The 18,803-nt window shown below is 40.0% G+C and carries 17 protein-coding genes; 8 read left to right on the top strand and 9 right to left on the bottom strand.

Annotated features, from left to right (window positions below; translation table 11 throughout):
* Nucleotides 1–30: 30 nt before the first annotated feature.
* Nucleotides 31–453 (bottom strand): hypothetical protein, encoded by a 423-nt coding sequence (locus Q0625_RS09025; RefSeq protein WP_298826113.1) that lies wholly within the window; start codon nt 451–453, stop codon nt 31–33.
* Nucleotides 454–654: 201 nt separating this feature from the next.
* Nucleotides 655–2,199, bottom strand: a complete 1,545-nt coding sequence (locus Q0625_RS09020) for a hypothetical protein (RefSeq protein ID WP_298826110.1) — start codon at nt 2,197–2,199, stop codon at nt 655–657.
* A gap of 83 nt (nt 2,200–2,282) precedes the next feature.
* Here Q0625_RS09020 and dinB point away from each other — a divergent pair, with 83 nt between their 5' ends.
* Nucleotides 2,283–3,386 (top strand): DNA polymerase IV, encoded by a 1,104-nt coding sequence (gene dinB, locus Q0625_RS09015; protein WP_298826108.1) that lies wholly within the window; start codon nt 2,283–2,285, stop codon nt 3,384–3,386.
* A gap of 67 nt (nt 3,387–3,453) precedes the next feature.
* A complete protein-coding gene (locus Q0625_RS09010) occupies nt 3,454–5,121 on the top strand; it encodes a glycine--tRNA ligase (protein ID WP_298826104.1) in 1,668 nt (555 codons plus the stop codon).
* 45 nt (nt 5,122–5,166) lie between these two features.
* On the opposite strand, the gene Q0625_RS09005 is transcribed toward Q0625_RS09010, so the two are convergent.
* The 4 genes from Q0625_RS09005 to Q0625_RS08990 are packed head-to-tail and all read right to left on the bottom strand — an operon-like array spanning nt 5,167 to nt 8,255.
* Nucleotides 5,167–5,790 carry a ribonuclease H family protein gene (locus Q0625_RS09005; RefSeq protein WP_298826100.1) on the bottom strand — a complete coding sequence of 208 codons (624 nt, stop codon included), beginning with the start codon at nt 5,788–5,790 and terminating at the stop codon, nt 5,167–5,169.
* A 2-nt stretch (nt 5,791–5,792) separates the two neighbouring features.
* Nucleotides 5,793–6,452 carry an RNA methyltransferase gene (locus tag Q0625_RS09000; RefSeq protein ID WP_298826098.1) on the bottom strand — a complete coding sequence of 220 codons (660 nt, stop codon included), beginning with the start codon at nt 6,450–6,452 and terminating at the stop codon, nt 5,793–5,795.
* A gap of 4 nt (nt 6,453–6,456) precedes the next feature.
* Nucleotides 6,457–7,608 carry an acyltransferase family protein gene (locus tag Q0625_RS08995; RefSeq protein WP_298826096.1) on the bottom strand — a complete coding sequence of 384 codons (1,152 nt, stop codon included), beginning with the start codon at nt 7,606–7,608 and terminating at the stop codon, nt 6,457–6,459.
* A gap of 5 nt (nt 7,609–7,613) precedes the next feature.
* Entirely contained in the window at nt 7,614–8,255 is a 642-nt protein-coding gene (locus Q0625_RS08990) for an MBL fold metallo-hydrolase (protein ID WP_298826094.1), read from the bottom strand.
* A gap of 164 nt (nt 8,256–8,419) precedes the next feature.
* On the opposite strand from Q0625_RS08990, the gene Q0625_RS08985 reads away from it, so the two are divergent.
* Genes Q0625_RS08985 through lpxK form a run of 3 tightly spaced genes read left to right on the top strand, consistent with a single transcriptional unit; the run spans nt 8,420 to nt 12,521 of the window.
* Entirely contained in the window at nt 8,420–9,424 is a 1,005-nt protein-coding gene (locus Q0625_RS08985) for a BtrH N-terminal domain-containing protein (RefSeq protein ID WP_298826091.1), read from the top strand.
* 34 nt (nt 9,425–9,458) lie between these two features.
* The gene (locus tag Q0625_RS08980; protein ID WP_298826088.1) at nt 9,459–11,489 is read left to right on the top strand and encodes a recombinase; all 2,031 of its coding nucleotides are present in this window, start codon (nt 9,459–9,461) and stop codon (nt 11,487–11,489) included.
* A 36-nt stretch (nt 11,490–11,525) separates the two neighbouring features.
* A complete protein-coding gene (gene lpxK / locus Q0625_RS08975) occupies nt 11,526–12,521 on the top strand; it encodes a tetraacyldisaccharide 4'-kinase (RefSeq protein ID WP_298826085.1) in 996 nt (331 codons plus the stop codon).
* A gap of 55 nt (nt 12,522–12,576) precedes the next feature.
* Here the strand turns inward: lpxK and Q0625_RS08970 are convergent, their stop codons facing one another.
* From Q0625_RS08970 to Q0625_RS08960, 3 genes are all read right to left on the bottom strand, one after another.
* On the bottom strand, nt 12,577–12,945 hold the full coding sequence (locus tag Q0625_RS08970) for a cation transporter (protein ID WP_298826083.1): 369 nt from the start codon (nt 12,943–12,945) through the stop codon (nt 12,577–12,579).
* A 24-nt stretch (nt 12,946–12,969) separates the two neighbouring features.
* The gene (locus tag Q0625_RS08965; RefSeq protein ID WP_298826080.1) at nt 12,970–15,213 is read right to left on the bottom strand and encodes a TonB-dependent receptor; all 2,244 of its coding nucleotides are present in this window, start codon (nt 15,211–15,213) and stop codon (nt 12,970–12,972) included.
* Nucleotides 15,214–15,373: 160 nt separating this feature from the next.
* Nucleotides 15,374–15,796 carry a hypothetical protein gene (locus Q0625_RS08960; RefSeq protein ID WP_298826077.1) on the bottom strand — a complete coding sequence of 141 codons (423 nt, stop codon included), beginning with the start codon at nt 15,794–15,796 and terminating at the stop codon, nt 15,374–15,376.
* Nucleotides 15,797–16,019: 223 nt separating this feature from the next.
* Between Q0625_RS08960 and Q0625_RS08955 the strand changes: the two genes are divergently transcribed.
* The 3 genes from Q0625_RS08955 (at nt 16,020) to Q0625_RS08945 (ending at nt 18,677) form a co-directional block, all read left to right on the top strand.
* Nucleotides 16,020–16,382, top strand: coding sequence for a hypothetical protein (locus Q0625_RS08955; protein ID WP_298826074.1), 363 nt, complete (start codon nt 16,020–16,022; stop codon nt 16,380–16,382).
* Nucleotides 16,383–16,744: 362 nt separating this feature from the next.
* Nucleotides 16,745–17,623 carry an MbnP family protein gene (locus tag Q0625_RS08950; RefSeq protein ID WP_298826071.1) on the top strand — a complete coding sequence of 293 codons (879 nt, stop codon included), beginning with the start codon at nt 16,745–16,747 and terminating at the stop codon, nt 17,621–17,623.
* A gap of 1 nt (nt 17,624) precedes the next feature.
* On the top strand, nt 17,625–18,677 hold the full coding sequence (locus Q0625_RS08945; RefSeq protein WP_298826069.1) for a cytochrome-c peroxidase: 1,053 nt from the start codon (nt 17,625–17,627) through the stop codon (nt 18,675–18,677).
* Nucleotides 18,678–18,803: the final 126 nt, after the last annotated feature.

The raw sequence follows: 18,803 nt of genomic DNA, 5'->3' as shown, positions 1-18,803 counted from the left end.
TTAGGAAAACATCTTCAACGCGCCTATTATTTAGCAGATTCTCATCACAGCCTTAGAATACTCGCGCAATTCTGCTACTTGAGCATCGTTGATGGCTACTATTTTGCCCATACGTATCCCTTGTATGATAGATTTCGCGGTACATTCGGCTACTTCCAAATAGTCGAAGGCTTTTATTAGTGAAGCACCTACTACTACAGCAGTGGCATTGCGTACTATTACGGCAGTACCTATAACTCTCTTCTCTTTTAATGATAATATTGCCAGTAGGAATTTTCTCTTCTTTGAAACTAAAGACAAATGCAAGCCTGAATCTAATACCTTTATATAAAAGACTATAAAAGATAAATGGGATAGCATAGAATCTTTTCCTGTATCCCCTTCTTTTTCTTTTATATGTTCATTCTTTACAAATATCCTGTCTTCTCTGGTTGGGACATATTTCTCCTCCAAGAATAGTTTTTTATTCCTGAGGTAATATCTTCTTCATAGAAAACCTGCTGAAGGAGAGATAGATTTGAGTATTGACTTAATCGCTCAAAAAAGGGTGCATATTCCTCTTGGTAGGTCATGATCTTATTTATTTTCTTACCCAACAAAGATACAACTTTCCAAAAGGAAAATCAATAGAAAGCATCCTCTTTTTTAGCAACCCTACTTTTTCTTATGGAGCAGTTTTAATAAACTTTCTTCGGTAAAGGATTTAGGGTCATATGACAACTTTTCTAATGTATCTTTTCCTGTATGATACTGATAGACCCCATTTTTATCTTTGAAAAAATAGTTATATTCTATCACAATAGGTACTTGTCCTTTTCCTCCATCACAGGGAGAAATGACATCTACGGTAGAGCCGACAAAGCTCATGGTCTCGAAATCACAACTATTGTCTATTATCTTGTCCTCAATCAGTAGTTTATCCTTGGTTGCAAAACACAACTTTAAGTCCTTTATTTCAGAGGTCACAGGAAGCTCCCCTATAACGCTATAGTTGCCTCTATTGTCCTTTTGGTAACGAATAATCTTGTGATCCCGAACCACAAAAGGCACCAATGAATGCTGGTAGGAATATGATGCCTTGTAATTTTTGTCTTCCATTATTGCTTTACTCAGTGAGTCAACAGCTATAACCGTGAGTTTTTCAGGACTATAATTCATTTGATAGTAGTCTATACCATCATAATAATACCCTTTATCTTTTATATATTTCAGGTGGGTTATATCCTTCACTGCCGACATATCTACTGCTTTTTGCTTCCATGCTATTCTCTCATAATTGGTAAAATACTCATCGGCTCCCCTTCTTACCAAGTTCATTTGTGGCAAATATACAAAATTCTCATGTGGGTAGAAATAAACTTTTTGACCTTTTATTGAAGTTATCCCCTGCCACCAATAAAACCATATCCTTCCATCGTGAAAATCCAACAGCTCTTCCCATAGTCCATAGCTGCCGAAAGTAGCTTCTGTAAACTTGTGATTCCCTATATTCAATAATTGAAAATTCTGAGAATGATCTTTCAGATTAAAAGCATCATCTGTTGTATAAAAAGTGTCTTCATCATAGAGAAAATTAACATCTCTCCTCTCCTTGAATTGTACGGTTTGGGGATCTAAGCCCTCTATCTTCTGTAGGTACTCATCTGCACTATTATGCAGTTCCTCCTTATAGAGAAATACCCCTGTATCCCCTTTTACTAAGAACCATTTGTCCCTAAAACTTGAAATCACAGTTACCTCCTTAGGCAATCCCTCTACAGCCTCCTTTTTGAACTTGTTTTGCTTGTCATACGGGTCAAATGATACTCTATACCACTGTCCCCCTATACGAAAAGTACGCTGTCCAAAATGTTCTACATTCTTGGCGGAAAATGCCCTTATAGGTATTTTTTCTTTATCATCTAAAGCATAATTATTGATGAAGTAATACCAATTTTCATCTGCAATTACCATGTAACGCATCTGGTCATCCATGGTTACAAAGCGTGCCTTTCTTCCTACATTGGGAAGCAATTTCTTGTTATAACTCACCAAGCTAATCCCATTAGGATCTCGGACGATAGTTACCCAATAGGCCTTGCCTCCTTCATTTATCACCTCATAAGTTGTAGGTCTGTGATAATAATAACATTCACTCGCTTGTAAAAAGGAAATATTCACAAAGAATAAGATGAGCAGTATTTTTATTCCTCTATTCATAAGGTACTATTTTAAGAAATAGCAGCAAGAAATGTGCCAACATAAAATATAGCTATAATAAAAAAATCACTACCTTTGTCCCAATGGAACGCAAGATTATTCATATTGATATGGATGCTTTCTTTGCTTCGGTGGAGCAGCATGATGATCCCTCACTTAAGGGAAAAGCGATCGCTGTGGGGGGCGAAGGGGCACGAGGAGTGGTAGCTGCTGCCAGCTATGAGGCTCGTCGTTATGGGGTGCGCAGTGCTATGGCTGGGGCTACAGCACGACAACTGTGTCCACAGCTTATTTTTGTCAAACCTCGCTTTGATAGATACCGAGAAGTCTCTATGCAGATTCGCGCTATCTTCTACGAATATACCGATCTTGTGGAGCCCCTCTCCCTTGACGAAGCCTATCTTGATGTAACCACTAACAAAATGAATATTCCCTCGGCAACCCTTATCGCACAAGAGATACGGACTAAGATATTTCAGCAAACAGGACTTACTGCCTCGGCGGGTATCTCCATCAATAAGTTTATCGCTAAGATTGCTAGCGATTACAACAAACCCAATGGGCAAAAGACAGTCTCTCCTGAGGAGGTATTGGACTTCTTGGCCGACTTGGACATTAAGAAATTCTATGGTATAGGTAAGGTAACTGCTCAGAAGATGTACCAAAAGGGTATTTTTACAGGAGCCGACCTACGCGCCCGAAGCCTTGAGGAGCTACAAGCCTATTTTGGAAACAATGGGGATTATTTCTACCAAATAGCCCGAGGGATACACCTAAGTCCTGTTCAGCCTTTCCGCTTGGTAAAGTCCATAGGGGTGGAACATACTTTTGAGACAAATATCTCCAGTGAGGTTTTTATGCAAGAACCCCTTCAGAGACTTTGTGAGGAGGTTACTCAGCGACTTACTAAGAAGAAACTACTTGCCAAAACCATTACCCTCAAGCTCAAGTATAGTGATTTCAAGCAACAAACTCGTAGTCGTACCCTGATTGATTTTGTGGGAGATAGTGCCACTATCTATAAGGTTATCACCGAGCTACTTTATCAGGAACGATTACGAGAGTCTGTACGACTCTTAGGCGTATCGCTTAGCCATTTCAACTACCCTACTATGGAGGACGAGCAACCTCAATGGGTACAACTACAATTTGACTTTCCCCAATGGGAGGAATATCCTAAAAGGTAATTTATTTTTAAAAATCATAGAACCAAAGATATTTTTTACTATTTTTGCACTTCATTAATTCAGAACTATGGCAAATCAAGAAGACATTTTCAAAAAAGTAATCTCACATGCCAAGGAATATGGTTATATTTTTCCTTCAAGTGAGATCTATGACGGGCTAAGTGCCGTATATGATTACGCACAAAATGGGGTAGAACTTAAGAAAAACCTCCGTGAATACTGGTGGAAAGCAATGGTACAACTCCATGAAAATATCGTAGGGATAGATGCAGCTATCTTCATGCACCCCACCACTTGGAAGGCATCAGGTCATGTGGATGCCTTCAACGACCCCCTTATTGACAACAAGGATTCTAAAAAACGCTACCGTGCCGATACTCTGGTGGAGGACTATGTAGCGAAAATAGAAAATGAGGCCGAAAAAGAATTTTTAAAACTTAAAAAGAAATTAGACGTCAATGATTTCAATGATTTTAATGAGTGTAGGTCTTTTTTTAATGGTTTAATGAAGCTTTTCATTGAAAATGGACCCGGATTAAAAGATTATGATTCTTTTAAGGCTTTCTATTTATCAGAAGCCAAAGATGGGGAAACAAAACTAGATATGTATGACAAAATTTTCAAAAAACTACATAAAGCCTACACTACCCTAGACTTCTTGGGTAAATTGCTTGAAAAAGAGGACTTAGCTGGTGTAAAAACACTTATTGAAAATTTGGAAATCGTTTGTCCTATTTCTGGCACTAAGAACTGGACAGAGGTAAAGCAATTCAACCTCATGTTCGGCACCAAGCTCGGCGCTACTTCCGAAGGAGCCATGGACTTGTATCTACGTCCAGAAACAGCTCAGGGGATATTTGTCAATTTCTCCAATGTACAGAAGACAGGACGTATGAAGATTCCTTTTGGAATTGCTCAAACAGGAAAGGCTTTCCGCAATGAGATTGTGGCTCGTCAGTTTATCTTCCGTATGCGTGAGTTCGAACAAATGGAAATGCAGTTCTTTATCAAACCTGGTACCCAACAAGAATGGTATGAGCATTGGAAAAAGACCCGCCTCAATTGGCACCTTTCCTTGGGCTTGGGCGCTGAAAACTACCGCTTCCATGACCATGAGAAATTGGCACACTATGCCGATGCTGCTTGTGATATAGAATTCCGCTTCCCATTTGGGTTCAAGGAATTAGAAGGTATTCACTCTCGTACTGATTTTGACTTGGGCAACCATGAGAAATATTCCGGTAAGAAACTACAATATTTTGACCCTGAAGAAAATAGGAGTTATGTTCCCTATGTATTGGAGACATCTGTGGGGCTTGACCGCTTATTCTTGGCTATCTTCTCCCACAGTCTACAAGAAGAAACCCTTGAGGATGGGGAAACACGTACTGTATTGCGCTTACCTTTCGTACTTGCCCCTACCAAAGTAGCGGTATTGCCTTTGCTCAAGAAAGATGAGTTGCCTGAGCTTGCTTTGCAGATCTTCAATGATTTGAAATATGACTTTAATGTAGCGTATGATGAGAAAGATGCAATAGGTCGTCGTTATCGTAGGCAGGATGCCGTAGGCACGCCTTTCTGTATTACGGTGGATCACCAATCCAAGGAGGACAACACCGTTACCCTACGCCACCGTGATACCATGGAGCAACAACGTGTACCTATTTCTGCCCTTAGAGAGCTTATCCTTAAGGAAGTAGATATGAACCAATGGCTTAGAAAACTGAATAAATAAGCCTATTTATGAATGAGTCAATGAGCTAATTAGCTAATTGGCTCATTATTTTTTATTACCATAATCAGCGGGAATTTCTCCCCAAAGTTGGGTCTCCCACTTGAGAATAGGATTACTATAAGTATGGGTATGTAACCACTTTTCGGCACGTTCTATCAGTTCAAAGACTTTCTTATTGGCGGCTTCCAAAGGGAGTTTGGTCTTGCATCTCTTTTGTTTTACCCACGAGATAGCTATTTTACTGTCGGAATAGATCGTGCGAGTATCCCCAGAGAGGGATAACTGCGCCAAGGCATGCACTATGGCCAAGAACTCCCCTATATTATTGGTAGCCCTTAAAAAAGGACCTTGAGAGAAATAAACCGCCCCTGTGGAAAGGTCTATGGCACGATAATACATGGTACCTGGGTTGCCACTACAAGCCGCATCTACAGCAATGCTATGGGTATCATAAGGCGCTGTTCCACTCGGAAGTAGTGGAGCAGGTGTATTTTTCTTCCCTACGTGCTCCCAATAGTTCTCATTGAGTGCCTTTTGAGCTTGCTCTTTGGTAGGAAAAGACTTATATTTGGCGGTTGGATAGCCAGATATATTCTTCTTACACTCCTCCCAAGAGGAAAAGACACCTATATTATAACCTTCCCATACAGTATAGTATTTCTTTGCCATAATTATTTGAGAGAATAATAACGAGATAACACATCGGTAAGGCTACGAATGGAATTTTTTGTCCATTGTAAGCGCAATAATAGCTGCTCCTCTTCAGAAAGTCGCCAATTGAGATCTGAAGCGCGTAGCTTGGTAGTCAGGTATTGGAGAATGATAGCCACACTGACGGAGATATTAAGGCTCTCGGTGAAGCCAACCATTGGAATGGTCAAGTAAGCATCGGCTTGGGAGATTACCTGTTGGGAAAGACCATCCCTTTCTGTTCCAAAGAAGAACGCACTTTTGGGGGTTATATCAAACTCTTGTAAGGGTACCGCCGTAGGAGTAGGCAGGGTCGCTACAATCTGGTAACCCTGTGCTCTTAGGGTATCTATACAAGGTTGCACCTCGGCATATCGTTGAGTGGTTACCCATTTCTCAGCACCCATAGCTATTTTGGCATCTAATCGCTTGCCATATTTCTCCTCTATCATATGTGCTGTCTGCACACCAAAAACCTCACAAGTACGAATCACAGCACTGGCATTGTGCATCTGGAAAACATCCTCTATGGCTACGGTAAAGTGTTGGGTTCTATTGGCAAGAATCTCAGTAAACCGCTCCTTGCGCTCCTGGGTAATAAAGTCTTCTAAATAAGTGAGTAATCGTTGTTCTTCCGTCATTGTTTTAGTATTTCTGTTTTACAAAAAGCATCCCTATTTTCTTGAAAACTTGATATATTTTTGCCTTTATAAGATCTATTTTTTCATCTATAAAAGCCTCCTTGCTAATATACAAAAAGGTAAGCAATATAGTTATCAATACAAAGAGAATCGCTCCTATTATAGCTTGCCATGGCGTGAGCTGATTATGGAAGAAGCTATAAAGCCCCATACCTGTAAAGCTTCCATAGAGGAGTATATAATGAATCACATAGATAGAAAGGGTGTTTTGTCCTATTTTCTGCAATGTTGGAGAGGTGATTACATTGCGAAGAATCATAAAAAGGGCAAAGAAGAGCAGCACATTCCCTATACGCTTTATCAGATAGTCCCCATGAGTGATAAGTTGTAGGGAGTATATCTGTGAGAGATCACCTATTTTCCCCATCCAATAAGGAAAAGTTAGGAATATAATACCCAAAACGATATACCACACTATAGAATTGCGATACAGGTTAGGATTTTCTCGGTTTTTATAGAACAAAAAGCCTAGAAATCCCCCTAAAGAAGCATAACCAAACCAAGGAAAAATGGTAAATACAGAGCCATTGACTTTGGTAAAATAATTGGCTATAAATATAGGTAAGTATTGATAATTCAGGTGATTATATATAGGCTCAAAGAAGAAGGCAACAAAGGTTGTCCCCAGCATAATAAGTGACATCCGCAAGCGACTTTTCCGCTTATAAGTAAGCAGGTAGAAAGCTATAAGAAAGAGCAGGGAGAGACCTATGCAATGAAGTACGTCTACACACCTAACATTCATATCAGTATAACCTGGGGTAAAAAGGTTAAATATGTTGGCTCGTAGCAGGTAAGCAATGATGATTAGGTTGATCCCACGCCTCACTCCTTTCTGTACGCGTACATGATTCCATCCCATTTTGGCTGGATTCTGCTCCTTGATAAGTAAATAGGTAAAGATAAAGCCCGAAACTGTAAAAAATACGGGAGCAGTCATTCCTCTGATATAGTGCCAAGTGGCAAAAAGAAGATTATTTTCATCACGATACTCAGGAGCCAATAAGCCATCTATAAAATGCCCTTCGAGCATCATACAAATAGCAAAGGCCCTAATGATATCTATAAAAATTAATCGTGAAGTGGTTTGTTTCATTTTTGTTATGCTTGTAAAAAAGGATTGAGACGTTTCTCTTCTCCTATGGTAGTGGGCATGCCATGTCCACTATATACTTGGGTTTGTTCAGGTAGAGTGAGCAGTTGGGTGCGGATACTGGTAAGGAGTTGGTCGTAATCCCCCTTATAGAGGTCTGTACGGCCTATACTTCTGCGAAAGAGCGCATCACCTGAGATGACCATGTCTTGGCTTTCTATATAAAAAGCTATACTTCCTGGTGAGTGTCCTGGCACGAAACGTATGGCAATGGGGGTATCCTCCAAGTGAAGGAGGGTATGCTCATCTATAAAAATATAATCTCCGTTAAATTCGGGAAAATCAAAACCAAAAAGGCGACCATCCAAGGGGTTTCGTTCCAAGATTTCTTTCTCATTCGTATGCAGATGCACAGGCAAGGAGAATGTATCACATGCCCATTGAAGACCAAAAACATGATCTATATGAGCATGTGTCAGAAGGATTTTCTCTATAATAAGCCCCTTTTCCTTGATAAAATCTCGGAGCTTTACCTCTTCCGAATGAGTGATACAACCTGGGTCTATAAGGAAAGCCCTGCCTTGTGGGCTGTACAATATATAAGTATTTTCAGAAAATGGATTAAATGTAAATTGCTGTAATGTAAGCATTTTCGTATAAGTAAAGACGCTTTTTTTAAAGTTGCAAAGATACTATATTTTACAGATACAAGCAAAATCTTAGTGTTCAAAAAAAAATCTCTAAAAAAAACCAATATTACTTTCTCTCATATCCAAGATTTTTTTCGTATTTTTGCCTGCCTTATCTTCAGTATATGTCAATAGAATTTCAACATAACCAATCTGCTCATTGTGAAAATGGGGTAGCTTCCAACCTACTGAATTACTATGGCTTAAAACTCAGTGAGCCTATGATATTCGGGATTGGTTCAGGACTGCTATTCTTCTATTTTCCTTGGCTGAAAGTCAATCAAGCACCTGCTATCAGCTATCGCACTATGCCAGGACATATTTTCTCCAAGGTAGCACGTAGACTGGGGTTTCATGTAAGGCGTGAGCGGTTTTCCTCACCAAAGAAGGCACAACAAGTCTTAGATGAGAAGCTAAAAACAGGCTTTCCTGTAGGCTTGCAAGTGGGCGTATATCACCTAACTTATTTCCCCGATGCTTACCGTTTTCACTTCAATGCGCATAACTTGGTAGTATATGGCAAGGAGGGAGACACCTATCTTATCAGTGATCCTGTCATGGAGCAGCCCACAAAACTTAGCTCGCAAGAACTTGAGAAGGTACGCTTTGCCAAAGGCGTATTATCTCCCAAAGGACATATGTACTTCCCTACACATCTGCCCAAACATATCTCTTTGGAAACAGCGATTCGCAAAGGCATCAAAGAAACTTCCCAAAAGATGCTCGCCCCTGTACCTATCGTAGGGGTCAAGGCTATTAGATGGGTAAGCAAAGATATATTGCGCTGGTATGACAAGCGAGGGGTCAAAATCACCAACCACTACCTTGCTCAAATGATTCGTATGCAGGAGGAAATAGGCACTGGTGGTGGTGGCTTCCGCTTTATCTATGGAGCTTTCCTTGAGGAAGCCGCAGAAGTACTCAAAAACAATACCCTCAAGGAATGTTCTCAAGAGATTACTGCCATTGGCGATCTTTGGCGTGATTTTGCCGTAGAGGTAGCACGCTTATACAAGAACCGCAACCAAGCGCATCGTGCCGCTTATGAAGACCTTTCCCAAAGACTCTTGACAATTGCCCAACGCGAAGAGGCTTTCTACAAAAGGCTTAAGAAAGTTATTAGTGGTTAGTTATTAGTAGTTAGCAATTCAAAACTTAAATAAGATGATAAAGAAACAATATAGTATAAAAGAAGTATTTGATACACATATCAAGGATGGAGTAGTGCCCGAGCATACAGGCTTTCTCCTGCTGTATGACTTGGTGCGTTACTTCAGACCCAAACGGGCTAGCCATAGTATCTCTCTTTTGGAGCTTATCGGCTATCTACAGGAGAATCCTGCCCAATGTAAGATATTGGGGCAATATATCGGAGACTTGCTTACCCAACGCCATTTTGGCAGAATGATTTCGGAAGTGGGAATCTTACAGGATTCTAGCTTCTTTTACGAACTCAACAGGCGCCTCTCAGCCAAGATACTTCCCTTTCAGCCTGAAAAAGATACCTTACAATACATCCTCAACCAAGTGTTCTACCTACAAACGGATTATCAGTGGATTGAGCGCATAGACCGTAAGGAGTTTCGCCTACTCTTTGAGCTTTTAGGATTCAAAGATTTTTTTGCTCAAGAAAAACATGAGAATAACAGCCTTACCCAGCTCTGTGAGGCCATTGGACTAATCACGCAGCGTATGAGTGGGCGTACCTTGGAATCGGATATCATCCATATGGTACCTGAATACAGCTATTTAGAAAGTCCTTTTCTGAGTTTTGAAAGAGAGTTTGATAGCATGCGAGAGAGTATTCTACAAGGTGAACCCCTCAATGAGGAAAACCTTAACTACAAACAGCTAATGGTGCTCTTCCGCCAATGTCAGGACTTCGTACAACAAGCCTATAAGAATACTTCCAAGTATGGGATTACCATGCGGGTCAATCAAGGGCTCTTGCGCCTCAACCAGCAGCTATTACGTGTAAAAACCCTTATAGAGCTACTGGTAGTCAGCAGCAAAAGAGATAGGATTGACAACACTATCTGCATGGCTCTCAAGCTGATAGAATACAACTGTTACAAGAATAATATTCGTACCTTTATCAAGGAAAGTACCCAAACAGTTACCTACGAAATTACCCAGTTCAACGCCTCCACAGGAGAAAAATATATCACCGATACCCCCAAGGAATACCTCAAGATGCTCCGAGCCAGCCTTGGAGCAGGATTCATCGTAGGATTCTTATGTATCTTCAAAGCGCTATTGCACGAGGCACATACTAGTGCTTTTGGGCATGCCTTCCTCTATAGTATGAACTATGCCTTTGGCTTTATCCTTATCTACCTAACGGGGTCTGCACTGGCTACCAAGCAGCCTTCCATGACCGCTACCACGGTAGCTCGTGTAGTAGAAGAGGGTATGAAAAAACAATGTAAGGAAGAGGAAAAACACAGCGAGTTTGCCGAGTTTTTCGCGCGCTTATGGCGTTCGCAATTCATCGCCTTTGTAGGGAATGTCATCATGGCCTTTGCCGTTGCCTTGCTCCTTGTATGGGGAATAGAAGAAATCTGGGGAAAGAATATCGTCTCCCACAGCTGGGATAAGTTCCTCACCGATGCCTCTCCTATACACTCCAAACTGATCTTTCATGCCGCCATTGCAGGAGTATTCCTCTTTATCTCAGGTATTATTGCAGGGAATGTCTCCAATAAGCAGAAACACAACCGATTCGCTTACCGTATAGAGGAACACCCTATACTGAAACGAGCCCTAGGAGTAAAAAGAACTAAAAAATTAGCTGCTTGGCTTGACCACAAGCGCCCAGGGATTCTGTCCAACTTTTGGTTTGGGGTATTCATGGGAAGCACCGCCTCCATAGGAACTTTCTTTGACCTTGATTTGGATATACGCCACATCACTTTTGTCAGTGGAAACATAGCCATGGGACTTTATGGGGCTACTTTCCACTTAGTTTGGAGCATGTGGATATGGATTATTGTTGGATTAGTTACCGTAGGTTTTATCAACTTTATCGTTAGCTTTGGGCTCTCTCTTTGGGTAGCTTTCCGCTCTAGAAATATCCCTGATTCAGAAGTATTTGCCCTTATCAAAGCCGTATGGAGACACTTTAAAAAAGCACCTATGAGCTTTGTTCTCCCTCGGAGGGTTTCCAGCCGTCAGAAATCAGAAGTCGGTGGTTAGTCTCTGATAACTGAAAAATCAAAATTCAAAACTCTCATGCGCTTCCTTCTTTTTCCTTTTACTATTCTTTATGGAGTAGTGGTACGTTTGCGACACTTCTTATATGACAAGGGGTGGCTTCCCTCGAAGCGCTACCCCTTCCCTACCCTATGTGTAGGTAATTTGGCAGTAGGAGGTACAGGTAAGACTCCTATGGTGGAGTACCTAATACGCCTATTAGGTGAGAAACAGGTAGCCGTCCTTAGTCGTGGGTATAGAAGGAAAACCAAGGGTTTTGTTATCGCTGATACTTCAGCTACAGCTCTTACCCTAGGTGACGAACCTTTCCAGTATCACCGCAAATTCCCACAGGCAACCATAGCCGTATGCGAAAGCCGACAAGAGGGAATCGAGCGGCTACTTGAGCACCCCCACTTTCAGGTGATTCTCTTAGACGATGCTTTCCAACACCGCAAGGTACAAGCGGGGCTAAACCTGCTACTTACCTCTTATAGTCAGCTCTATACCAACGATTTCCTGCTGCCTGTCGGCTCACTTAGGGATATTCGCTCGCGTGCAGGCAAGGCACAGATTATCTTGGTTACCAAGTGCCCTAACTTATCCAAAGAGGCACAACAGAAAATCATACAACAGCTACAACCTCTTGCTCATCAGCAGGTTTTCTTTACCCGTATTGCCTATGCGGAGGAGGTTTGTCGAGAAGGAGAAAGCCAACCTTTGGAGGATTTTCTCTCTACACCCTTTACCCTTGTAACAGGTATAGCTAACCCTACCCCTTTGGTGTCCTTTTTGCAAGGCAAAGGAGCTCACTTTACCCATCTGTCTTATAGTGATCATCATCATTTTTCAGAAAAAGAAATCACCTCCTTAAGCCAACATGAGCAACTACTGACTACCGAAAAAGACTATGTACGCTTTGGCAATGCTCTTCCCCAACTCTATTACCTACCTATAAAAACGCAGTTTCTAAACGAGAAAGACAAAGAAGCCTTTGACAAGAAAATTTTGAGTTTCGTATTCAGTAAGTTTTGAAAACAAAAGAGGCTGTCTCACAAGTGGAGACAGCCTCTTATCTTATGTTGTGGACTTAGTGGTGACTCTTTACCACCTCTTCATCGCGATACTTACAACAATCATTCACTTTGTTATAATCCTCTTCGCTTGCTTCCACCTTGGTGGAACCATCGGGAAGACTATTGGAGTGCCCCACCTTGGCTATGGCCTCTTGTATTTGAGGAACAGAGGTCTTGTGCTCATCCAAGATAAGGGATAGCTGGTGTGTATCCACATTCCACTGGGCGTACTTGACACCCTTTACTCCCAAGGCTGCTTTTTCTATACGAGCCTTACAGGTATTACAGATACCTTCTACATTGAGTTGTGCTTTTGCATTTTTACTCTGCGCTACCACGGGCAAAGTAAGGGCTAATAAAGCCAGAAGTATAAATCTTTTCATGATAAATATATTAAAATAGTTGTTTTATTTAAGTTTAAAGCGTAATCCCGCGTATATCATACGTCCTTGCACAGGAGCATAGGCCATAGAAGCATCAAAATAAGTGCCAAAAGGTTGGTCAGGAGCGATGATAGCGCGTTTTTGATAGTAGTTAAACAGATTTTCTGCACCGAGATAGACCTCTATCATAGGGGAAAAGACACGGGTGATTTGTGCTTGGGTGGTGGTATAAGCAGCAGCTGTGTCTTCCATTTGATAAGCCAATGGATTGGCAGCGGTATCAGGTAAGCGCTGGCTACCTATAGCATTGAAAGTAGTGTCAAACTTCCATTGGCGACCCTCACGAGGGGCTGTCTCATAGGAGAGATTAACAAGCCAACGTTCCTTAGGTTGTAAAGGTTGGGTACGCCTGCCTGAGGTGTAATCTGTCTGTACATCAAACCACTTATAAGCAACCTTCAGATGGGTGCGCTTGAGAATCTCATAATTGGCCTCCAACTGGAAATTGGTAGAAAAGCTCTTACCTGTAAGGTTATAAAAAGCCACTTCTCTAGGGTTATCCCAATCTACCACTACCTGATTGGTAAAATTGGTATAATATAAGTCACCCACCAGCTCTAAGTCTCTACCTCCCAAAGGTAAGTATTGGGTAAAGGAAAGTCCATAGTTCCAAGCTATTTCAGGAGAAAGTCCATAAGTCTTATTGGCTTCAGTACCCATAAGGCGTATAGCTCTAGCGGTAGAGAAGAGTTTTTGATTCTCTGAAAAAATACTTGCCAAGCGTTCCCCACGTCCAAGAGCAAGGCGTAAAGTTCCTTTCTTCCAAGGCATATAGCGCACATGAAAACGAGGAGTGATAAAGGCTCCCATGCGGTTGTGATAATCAGCCCTTGCTCCTGCAGTAAGTCCAAAACTATCTCCTGCCGATAGGCTGTACTCAAAGAAAGCTCCTGCAGAAAAGTCGGTACGGTTATAATCTCCAGAAAGAGAAGCTGTACCTAAGCGTTCTTCTATCACATCAGTAATACTATTGATTCCGGTGGTAAAGGTATGATTGGTATTGGAGATGATAGACTTAAAGAGCGCATTTACATAGATAGTCTTCTGAGAGATATCATATTGGTTAAGCCCGAAATGACTATCTTGGTCATACTGCTTATAGTCAGCCTGAAAGCCCAAACTTTGGTAAGGCATATCCTCCCAGATGTAACCAAGCTTAGCAGAGGCATTCAGTTGGTGAATCTTGTTGGCACTCTGCCAAAGGGAGGGAGCCGCAATGGTGCTGAGTTGTCCTGCCTTTCTATCATCATAGAGATAATGTAGAGATAGGTTGGACATCCAGCCTGTGTTAGGATTGGCATACTGCCAGCGGTTCATCAGGTTGATTTGGCTTCCTGTGGGTACATCCATAAAACCATCACCATTGTTATCCATCTGCATATTGCGGACATTACCATGTATGTAAAGACCTGTATGCCAATGCTCACTCACCTTGGTATTGAGGTGATTGTTAAGCTCAAAACGACCATCATCACTACCATATACATTTAGGTAAATAGGCGTATCAAGTATTGGCTTTACCAATTCTGTATTGATCTGTCCTGCGATACTCTCATAGCCATTGATTACACTACCTGCCCCTTTGATTATCTGGATGTTATCCACCCAAGAACCAGGAATAAAGGTCATACCATACACTTGGGAAGCACCTCGTATACTAGGTACATTCTCCTGAGTGAGTGATAGATAAGGACTTGCCAGTCCTAGCATTTTTATCTGTTTCGTTCCTGTAACAGCGTCTGCTACCGCTACTTCGGTATTGGAGCTAGTCTCAAAGCTATCGGACAGATTGCAGCAAGCCGCCTTGAGTAGCTCTCCAGAATTAATATTGACCATACCCACGGTGCTCAGCTGCAAGCGTTCAGTGGGTTTGCGCTTGGCAGCGGTTACCTCCACAGCATCCAATTGGTTAGTATCCTCAAGCAAAGTAGTAGTAACAAACTTTATAGGATCGGTAATAGTCAGTATTTTTGTTTTAAAACCTACATAACTAATTACCAATTTTTTGAGTTCAGGTTTGTATAATAATTTAAAGTGACCACTTGCATCGGTTGTAGTGCCTATGTTGGTGTCCTCCCAATAGATACTCACCCCTGCTTCAGCGAAGGTATCAGTAGCATCTTTTAGAGAGATTTTCCCTTGTAACATGGTTTGTGCCAATAGGGAGAAAGGTAGCATGAATAATGCTAAGCATATATATTTTTTCATTGTTAGTTTTCTTTTGATTTTTAATACTATTACAAAGACGCAATTCATTGCGTATTAAGCAGATATATAGGTTATTGCACCTTTGATAGATACAATGTATCATACCTATCATAAGGACGGCAAACCACAATATCTGAAAGAAGTAAAATCTTTAGATAAGCTAACAAAGAAATTGCTGAAAGAGGATAGGTATATTCCTCACCAGCAGTAGTGTAGTAGTGTTATAAGAGGGCACTAGGGCTCTTTCTGTAGGAAAATCTACAAATGCCAATGCCCAAGGTGAAACAATAGTAGGAAGTACTTGTTTTTTAACAAGCTGATAAGTAGAGACTGTTTCTGTCTTCTCCAATCTTGCATAGGACGCCATAGGCACTGCTTGACAGCAGGTATGCTTAGGGGCAGTCCCATTTTTCTTTTTACAGCAGTCAGGAACAGCTTCCTTATGGCAAGCCTTGGTAGCTTTGCAATGGGTAACATGAGACTGTTTTTGGCAAGCATGTGGTGCTGCCTCACTTGTCAGCGGTAAAGCCAACAAGCAAAGTGCCATCACAAAAGCTACTATTTTTGCAAAAACAGTTTTCATACTGTGAAAAAGTATTGAAGTAATATGGGTGCAAAGGTAGTACTTTTTTTCAAAAAACAAATATTTTTTTCAATAAAATAGTGATTAGCAGTCAGCTGACAAACATAAATATTTGACAATCAGCTTCTAAAAACAAAAAAACTAACTATTAATTTTTTTTCAATTCAAGACTTGTTTATCCGAAAAATATTTGTATCTTTGCCCTATCTTAATACAGCCCATTGTGAAGCGTACTGTGAGTTTGATATTATCTTTCCTCATTCTGCTGATTGCCTTCCAGCAGACGCTTCTTATTGTGCACTACCATATCAATCGTGATTTTATTGAAAAGGCTTACTGTATCAATAAAGACAAGAAAGAAATGGATTGCCATGGGAAATGTCATTTGAAAAAAAGCATAGAGGACACCTCTAAGACTTCTGACAAGCTCCTCAACCTAAAGGATATTGACCTAGTATTGGTACAACCTTTCTCTTTTGAGACTTCTATAGTCCCCATAGCAGAGGAGTTACCCGCTTTCTTTTTCAAGGAACAATTGCTTCTTCATAAAGTTGTCAAAAAACAAATGCGACCTCCTATCGCATAATTTCTTCATTTTCTATAAGCCTCTTATATATCTATAAGAGCATTATCCTAATGTTGTTTCCCAAAAGAATACCCTTTGCTGTGCTTTAGATAAGGGTACATTTCCACAGAACAAAACCTTCCACAATCTTTGTTCGTAGCCTTATCATGCCCTAAGGTCATCTACCAACATTAGTATAAAAATAAACACAATTTATTTAAGAAGATATCTCTCAAGAAATACTCATTTTTTCAGAGATAAAAAATGAGTATTTCTTTTTATTCTCATTTCAACCACCTAATAATTTCCCCTTAATCGTTTTTGGGGTTAGATAACCACACCCCAAAAACACTTTAACTTTTAAAAATTTAATTTGTATAAAAATGAGAAAATTCAAAACTCTCCTCATGGCTATCACTACAGTAGCCGCACTCTCTTCATGTAGTAAAGAAAACAATAATAACAATAATAACACTGAACAAGAAAAAGGAAAAATTTCATTACAATTTGAAAACTATGTAGGAAAGGAAAAACTTTCCTTAGGAGTTGATGCTAATGCTGCTAAAACATATACATCCAATGGACAGACTCTGAAATTCTCTGAAGTGAAATATGTAATTAGTAATATTCGTCTAATAAAAACAGATGGGACTATTGTAGGATACAATAGTGACAATCTTGATACAGGTGCTTTTGTATTGGATCAAGCAAAACCAACCTCCTTAAAGATAGATTTAAATGCCTTGCCTGTAGGTCAATACAAAGCAATTTACTTCGATTATGGCATTCGTAAGGAGTTAAACAATTTGGATGAAGCTAAATTTCCTAAATTTTACAAGGCTGCTGGAAAAAATGATACTCAGATGCATTGGGAGTGGGGAAAAGGATATCGCTTTACCAAGATAGAAGGCTTTTGGGGTACTCAGAACAAACCTTTATCTATTCATACAGGTAGTACTATTAAGGATAGAGATACTAAGAGAATTGGAGTAGACGCCTGCCGTACTATAAAATTAGCTTTCTCTAAAGTACTTTCTTTCAATAACAAAAATACTGAAATTACTATCATAGCTGATTTTGACAAACTTCTCAATGGCACCAAAAAAATTACCCTGACAGAGGATGACCCTGATAATAATCCAAATCATAGCGCAATACCTAGCACCCATTCTGCCCTACAGATGGTTGATTTTGTAAACAATATGGCTGGAGATAATCAGACAAATACAACAGGAATGTTCAAGATAGCTCCCTTAAGATAACATGTCTATCTCAAACAAAATATTTGAAATCAACACTTTACGATTCTTTATATTCATACTATTCTTCTCTTGTCAAAGAGAAGAAGTATCAAAAATAGAGTCTTTTGACAATCCTATTATTTCTCTGAAAAAGCCTTCCAATTTCCCAGAATTTGACACTTATAATCTTAGGACAAATGCACCTACTTTAATAGGAGTCGAAATAGGTAAAAAATTATTTTATGACAAACAATTAAGCAGAGACAATACTATATCTTGCAATTCTTGTCATATAAGTACTTATGCCTATGGAGATAACAACTCACAGGCAATAGGTATCAAAGGAAGAGTTGGGCTTCGAAATACACCTCCTATACAAAATATGATTTTTCTAAATACTTACATGTGGGATGGTGCTGTGATTGATCTTAAGGATCAACCCATTATTCCTATTATCACTCATGAGGAAATGGATTCTTCAATTGGTCATATCCTTGAAAAAATTCGTAAAGAAGACTCCTACATAAGGCTTTTTAAGAAAGCTTATTCTGATGGAGAGATTACTTCCGGACGAATACTAGAATGCCTAGCACAATATATGTTTACTCTAATATCTGCTGATAGTAAGTATGACAAAGTAATACGCAATGAAGGTGTTACTTTTACCCCTGAAGAACAGAAAGGCTATCATATATTTCAACAAAAGTGTAGTTCTTGTCACAAGGAACCTTTATTTACTGACCAATCTCTCAGGAATATTGGATTTCCCAAGAATCCCAATAAAATAGAAGAAAAAGGAGTGGCAAGAGTATCTGGAGAAAAAACAGATCTGTACAAATTCAGAGTTCCTACTTTACGAAATATAGAAGTCACAGCTCCCTATGGAGATCATGGCCAATTTGCCTCTTTGGAAGAAGTACTCTCATTCTTAAGTCAAGGAGTAGAAGATGACTCTAATTTAGACCCTTATCTAAAAGAAAATGGAAATAGAATCCCTCTCTCTGAGGAAGAACAAAAGTATTTGATTTCTTTCCTTAAAACATTAACTGATAACACTTTTATTCAAAATAATTAGAAATGAAAAAAATATATCTATTGATCCTTCTTGTATGCACTGCATTAGTGTTTACTCAATGTAAAAAAGAAGACCCAATCCAGCCTTTAAATGATTTCTCTCTGTCTCAAAATAGGGTATCTCTCA

This window comes from uncultured Capnocytophaga sp. (assembly GCF_938029845.1).
GTDB lineage: Bacteria > Bacteroidota > Bacteroidia > Flavobacteriales > Flavobacteriaceae > Capnocytophaga.
Note: the sequence above shows the minus strand (reverse complement) of the source record. Positions and strands in the feature narration are given on the sequence as shown.

Excerpts from the sequence above, each read along its gene's own strand:
- Q0625_RS08965 (WP_298826080.1), bottom strand. The coding sequence starts at position 15,213 with ATGAAAAAATATATATGCTTAGCATTATTCATGCTACCTTTCTCCCTA.
- dinB (WP_298826108.1), top strand. The coding sequence starts at position 2,283 with ATGGAACGCAAGATTATTCATATTGATATGGATGCTTTCTTTGCTTCG.
- Q0625_RS09000 (WP_298826098.1), bottom strand. The coding sequence starts at position 6,452 with ATGACGGAAGAACAACGATTACTCACTTATTTAGAAGACTTTATTACC.
- Q0625_RS09005 (WP_298826100.1), bottom strand. The coding sequence starts at position 5,790 with ATGGCAAAGAAATACTATACTGTATGGGAAGGTTATAATATAGGTGTC.
- Q0625_RS08980 (WP_298826088.1), top strand. The coding sequence starts at position 9,459 with ATGATAAAGAAACAATATAGTATAAAAGAAGTATTTGATACACATATC.
- Q0625_RS08970 (WP_298826083.1), bottom strand. The coding sequence starts at position 12,945 with ATGAAAAGATTTATACTTCTGGCTTTATTAGCCCTTACTTTGCCCGTG.
- Q0625_RS09010 (WP_298826104.1), top strand. The coding sequence starts at position 3,454 with ATGGCAAATCAAGAAGACATTTTCAAAAAAGTAATCTCACATGCCAAG.
- Q0625_RS09020 (WP_298826110.1), bottom strand. The coding sequence starts at position 2,199 with ATGAATAGAGGAATAAAAATACTGCTCATCTTATTCTTTGTGAATATT.
- lpxK (WP_298826085.1), top strand. The coding sequence starts at position 11,526 with ATGCGCTTCCTTCTTTTTCCTTTTACTATTCTTTATGGAGTAGTGGTA.
- Q0625_RS08995 (WP_298826096.1), bottom strand. The coding sequence starts at position 7,608 with ATGAAACAAACCACTTCACGATTAATTTTTATAGATATCATTAGGGCC.
- Q0625_RS08950 (WP_298826071.1), top strand. The coding sequence starts at position 16,745 with ATGAGAAAATTCAAAACTCTCCTCATGGCTATCACTACAGTAGCCGCA.
- Q0625_RS08990 (WP_298826094.1), bottom strand. The coding sequence starts at position 8,255 with ATGCTTACATTACAGCAATTTACATTTAATCCATTTTCTGAAAATACT.
- Q0625_RS08960 (WP_298826077.1), bottom strand. The coding sequence starts at position 15,796 with ATGAAAACTGTTTTTGCAAAAATAGTAGCTTTTGTGATGGCACTTTGC.
- Q0625_RS08945 (WP_298826069.1), top strand. The coding sequence starts at position 17,625 with ATGTCTATCTCAAACAAAATATTTGAAATCAACACTTTACGATTCTTT.
- Q0625_RS08985 (WP_298826091.1), top strand. The coding sequence starts at position 8,420 with ATGTCAATAGAATTTCAACATAACCAATCTGCTCATTGTGAAAATGGG.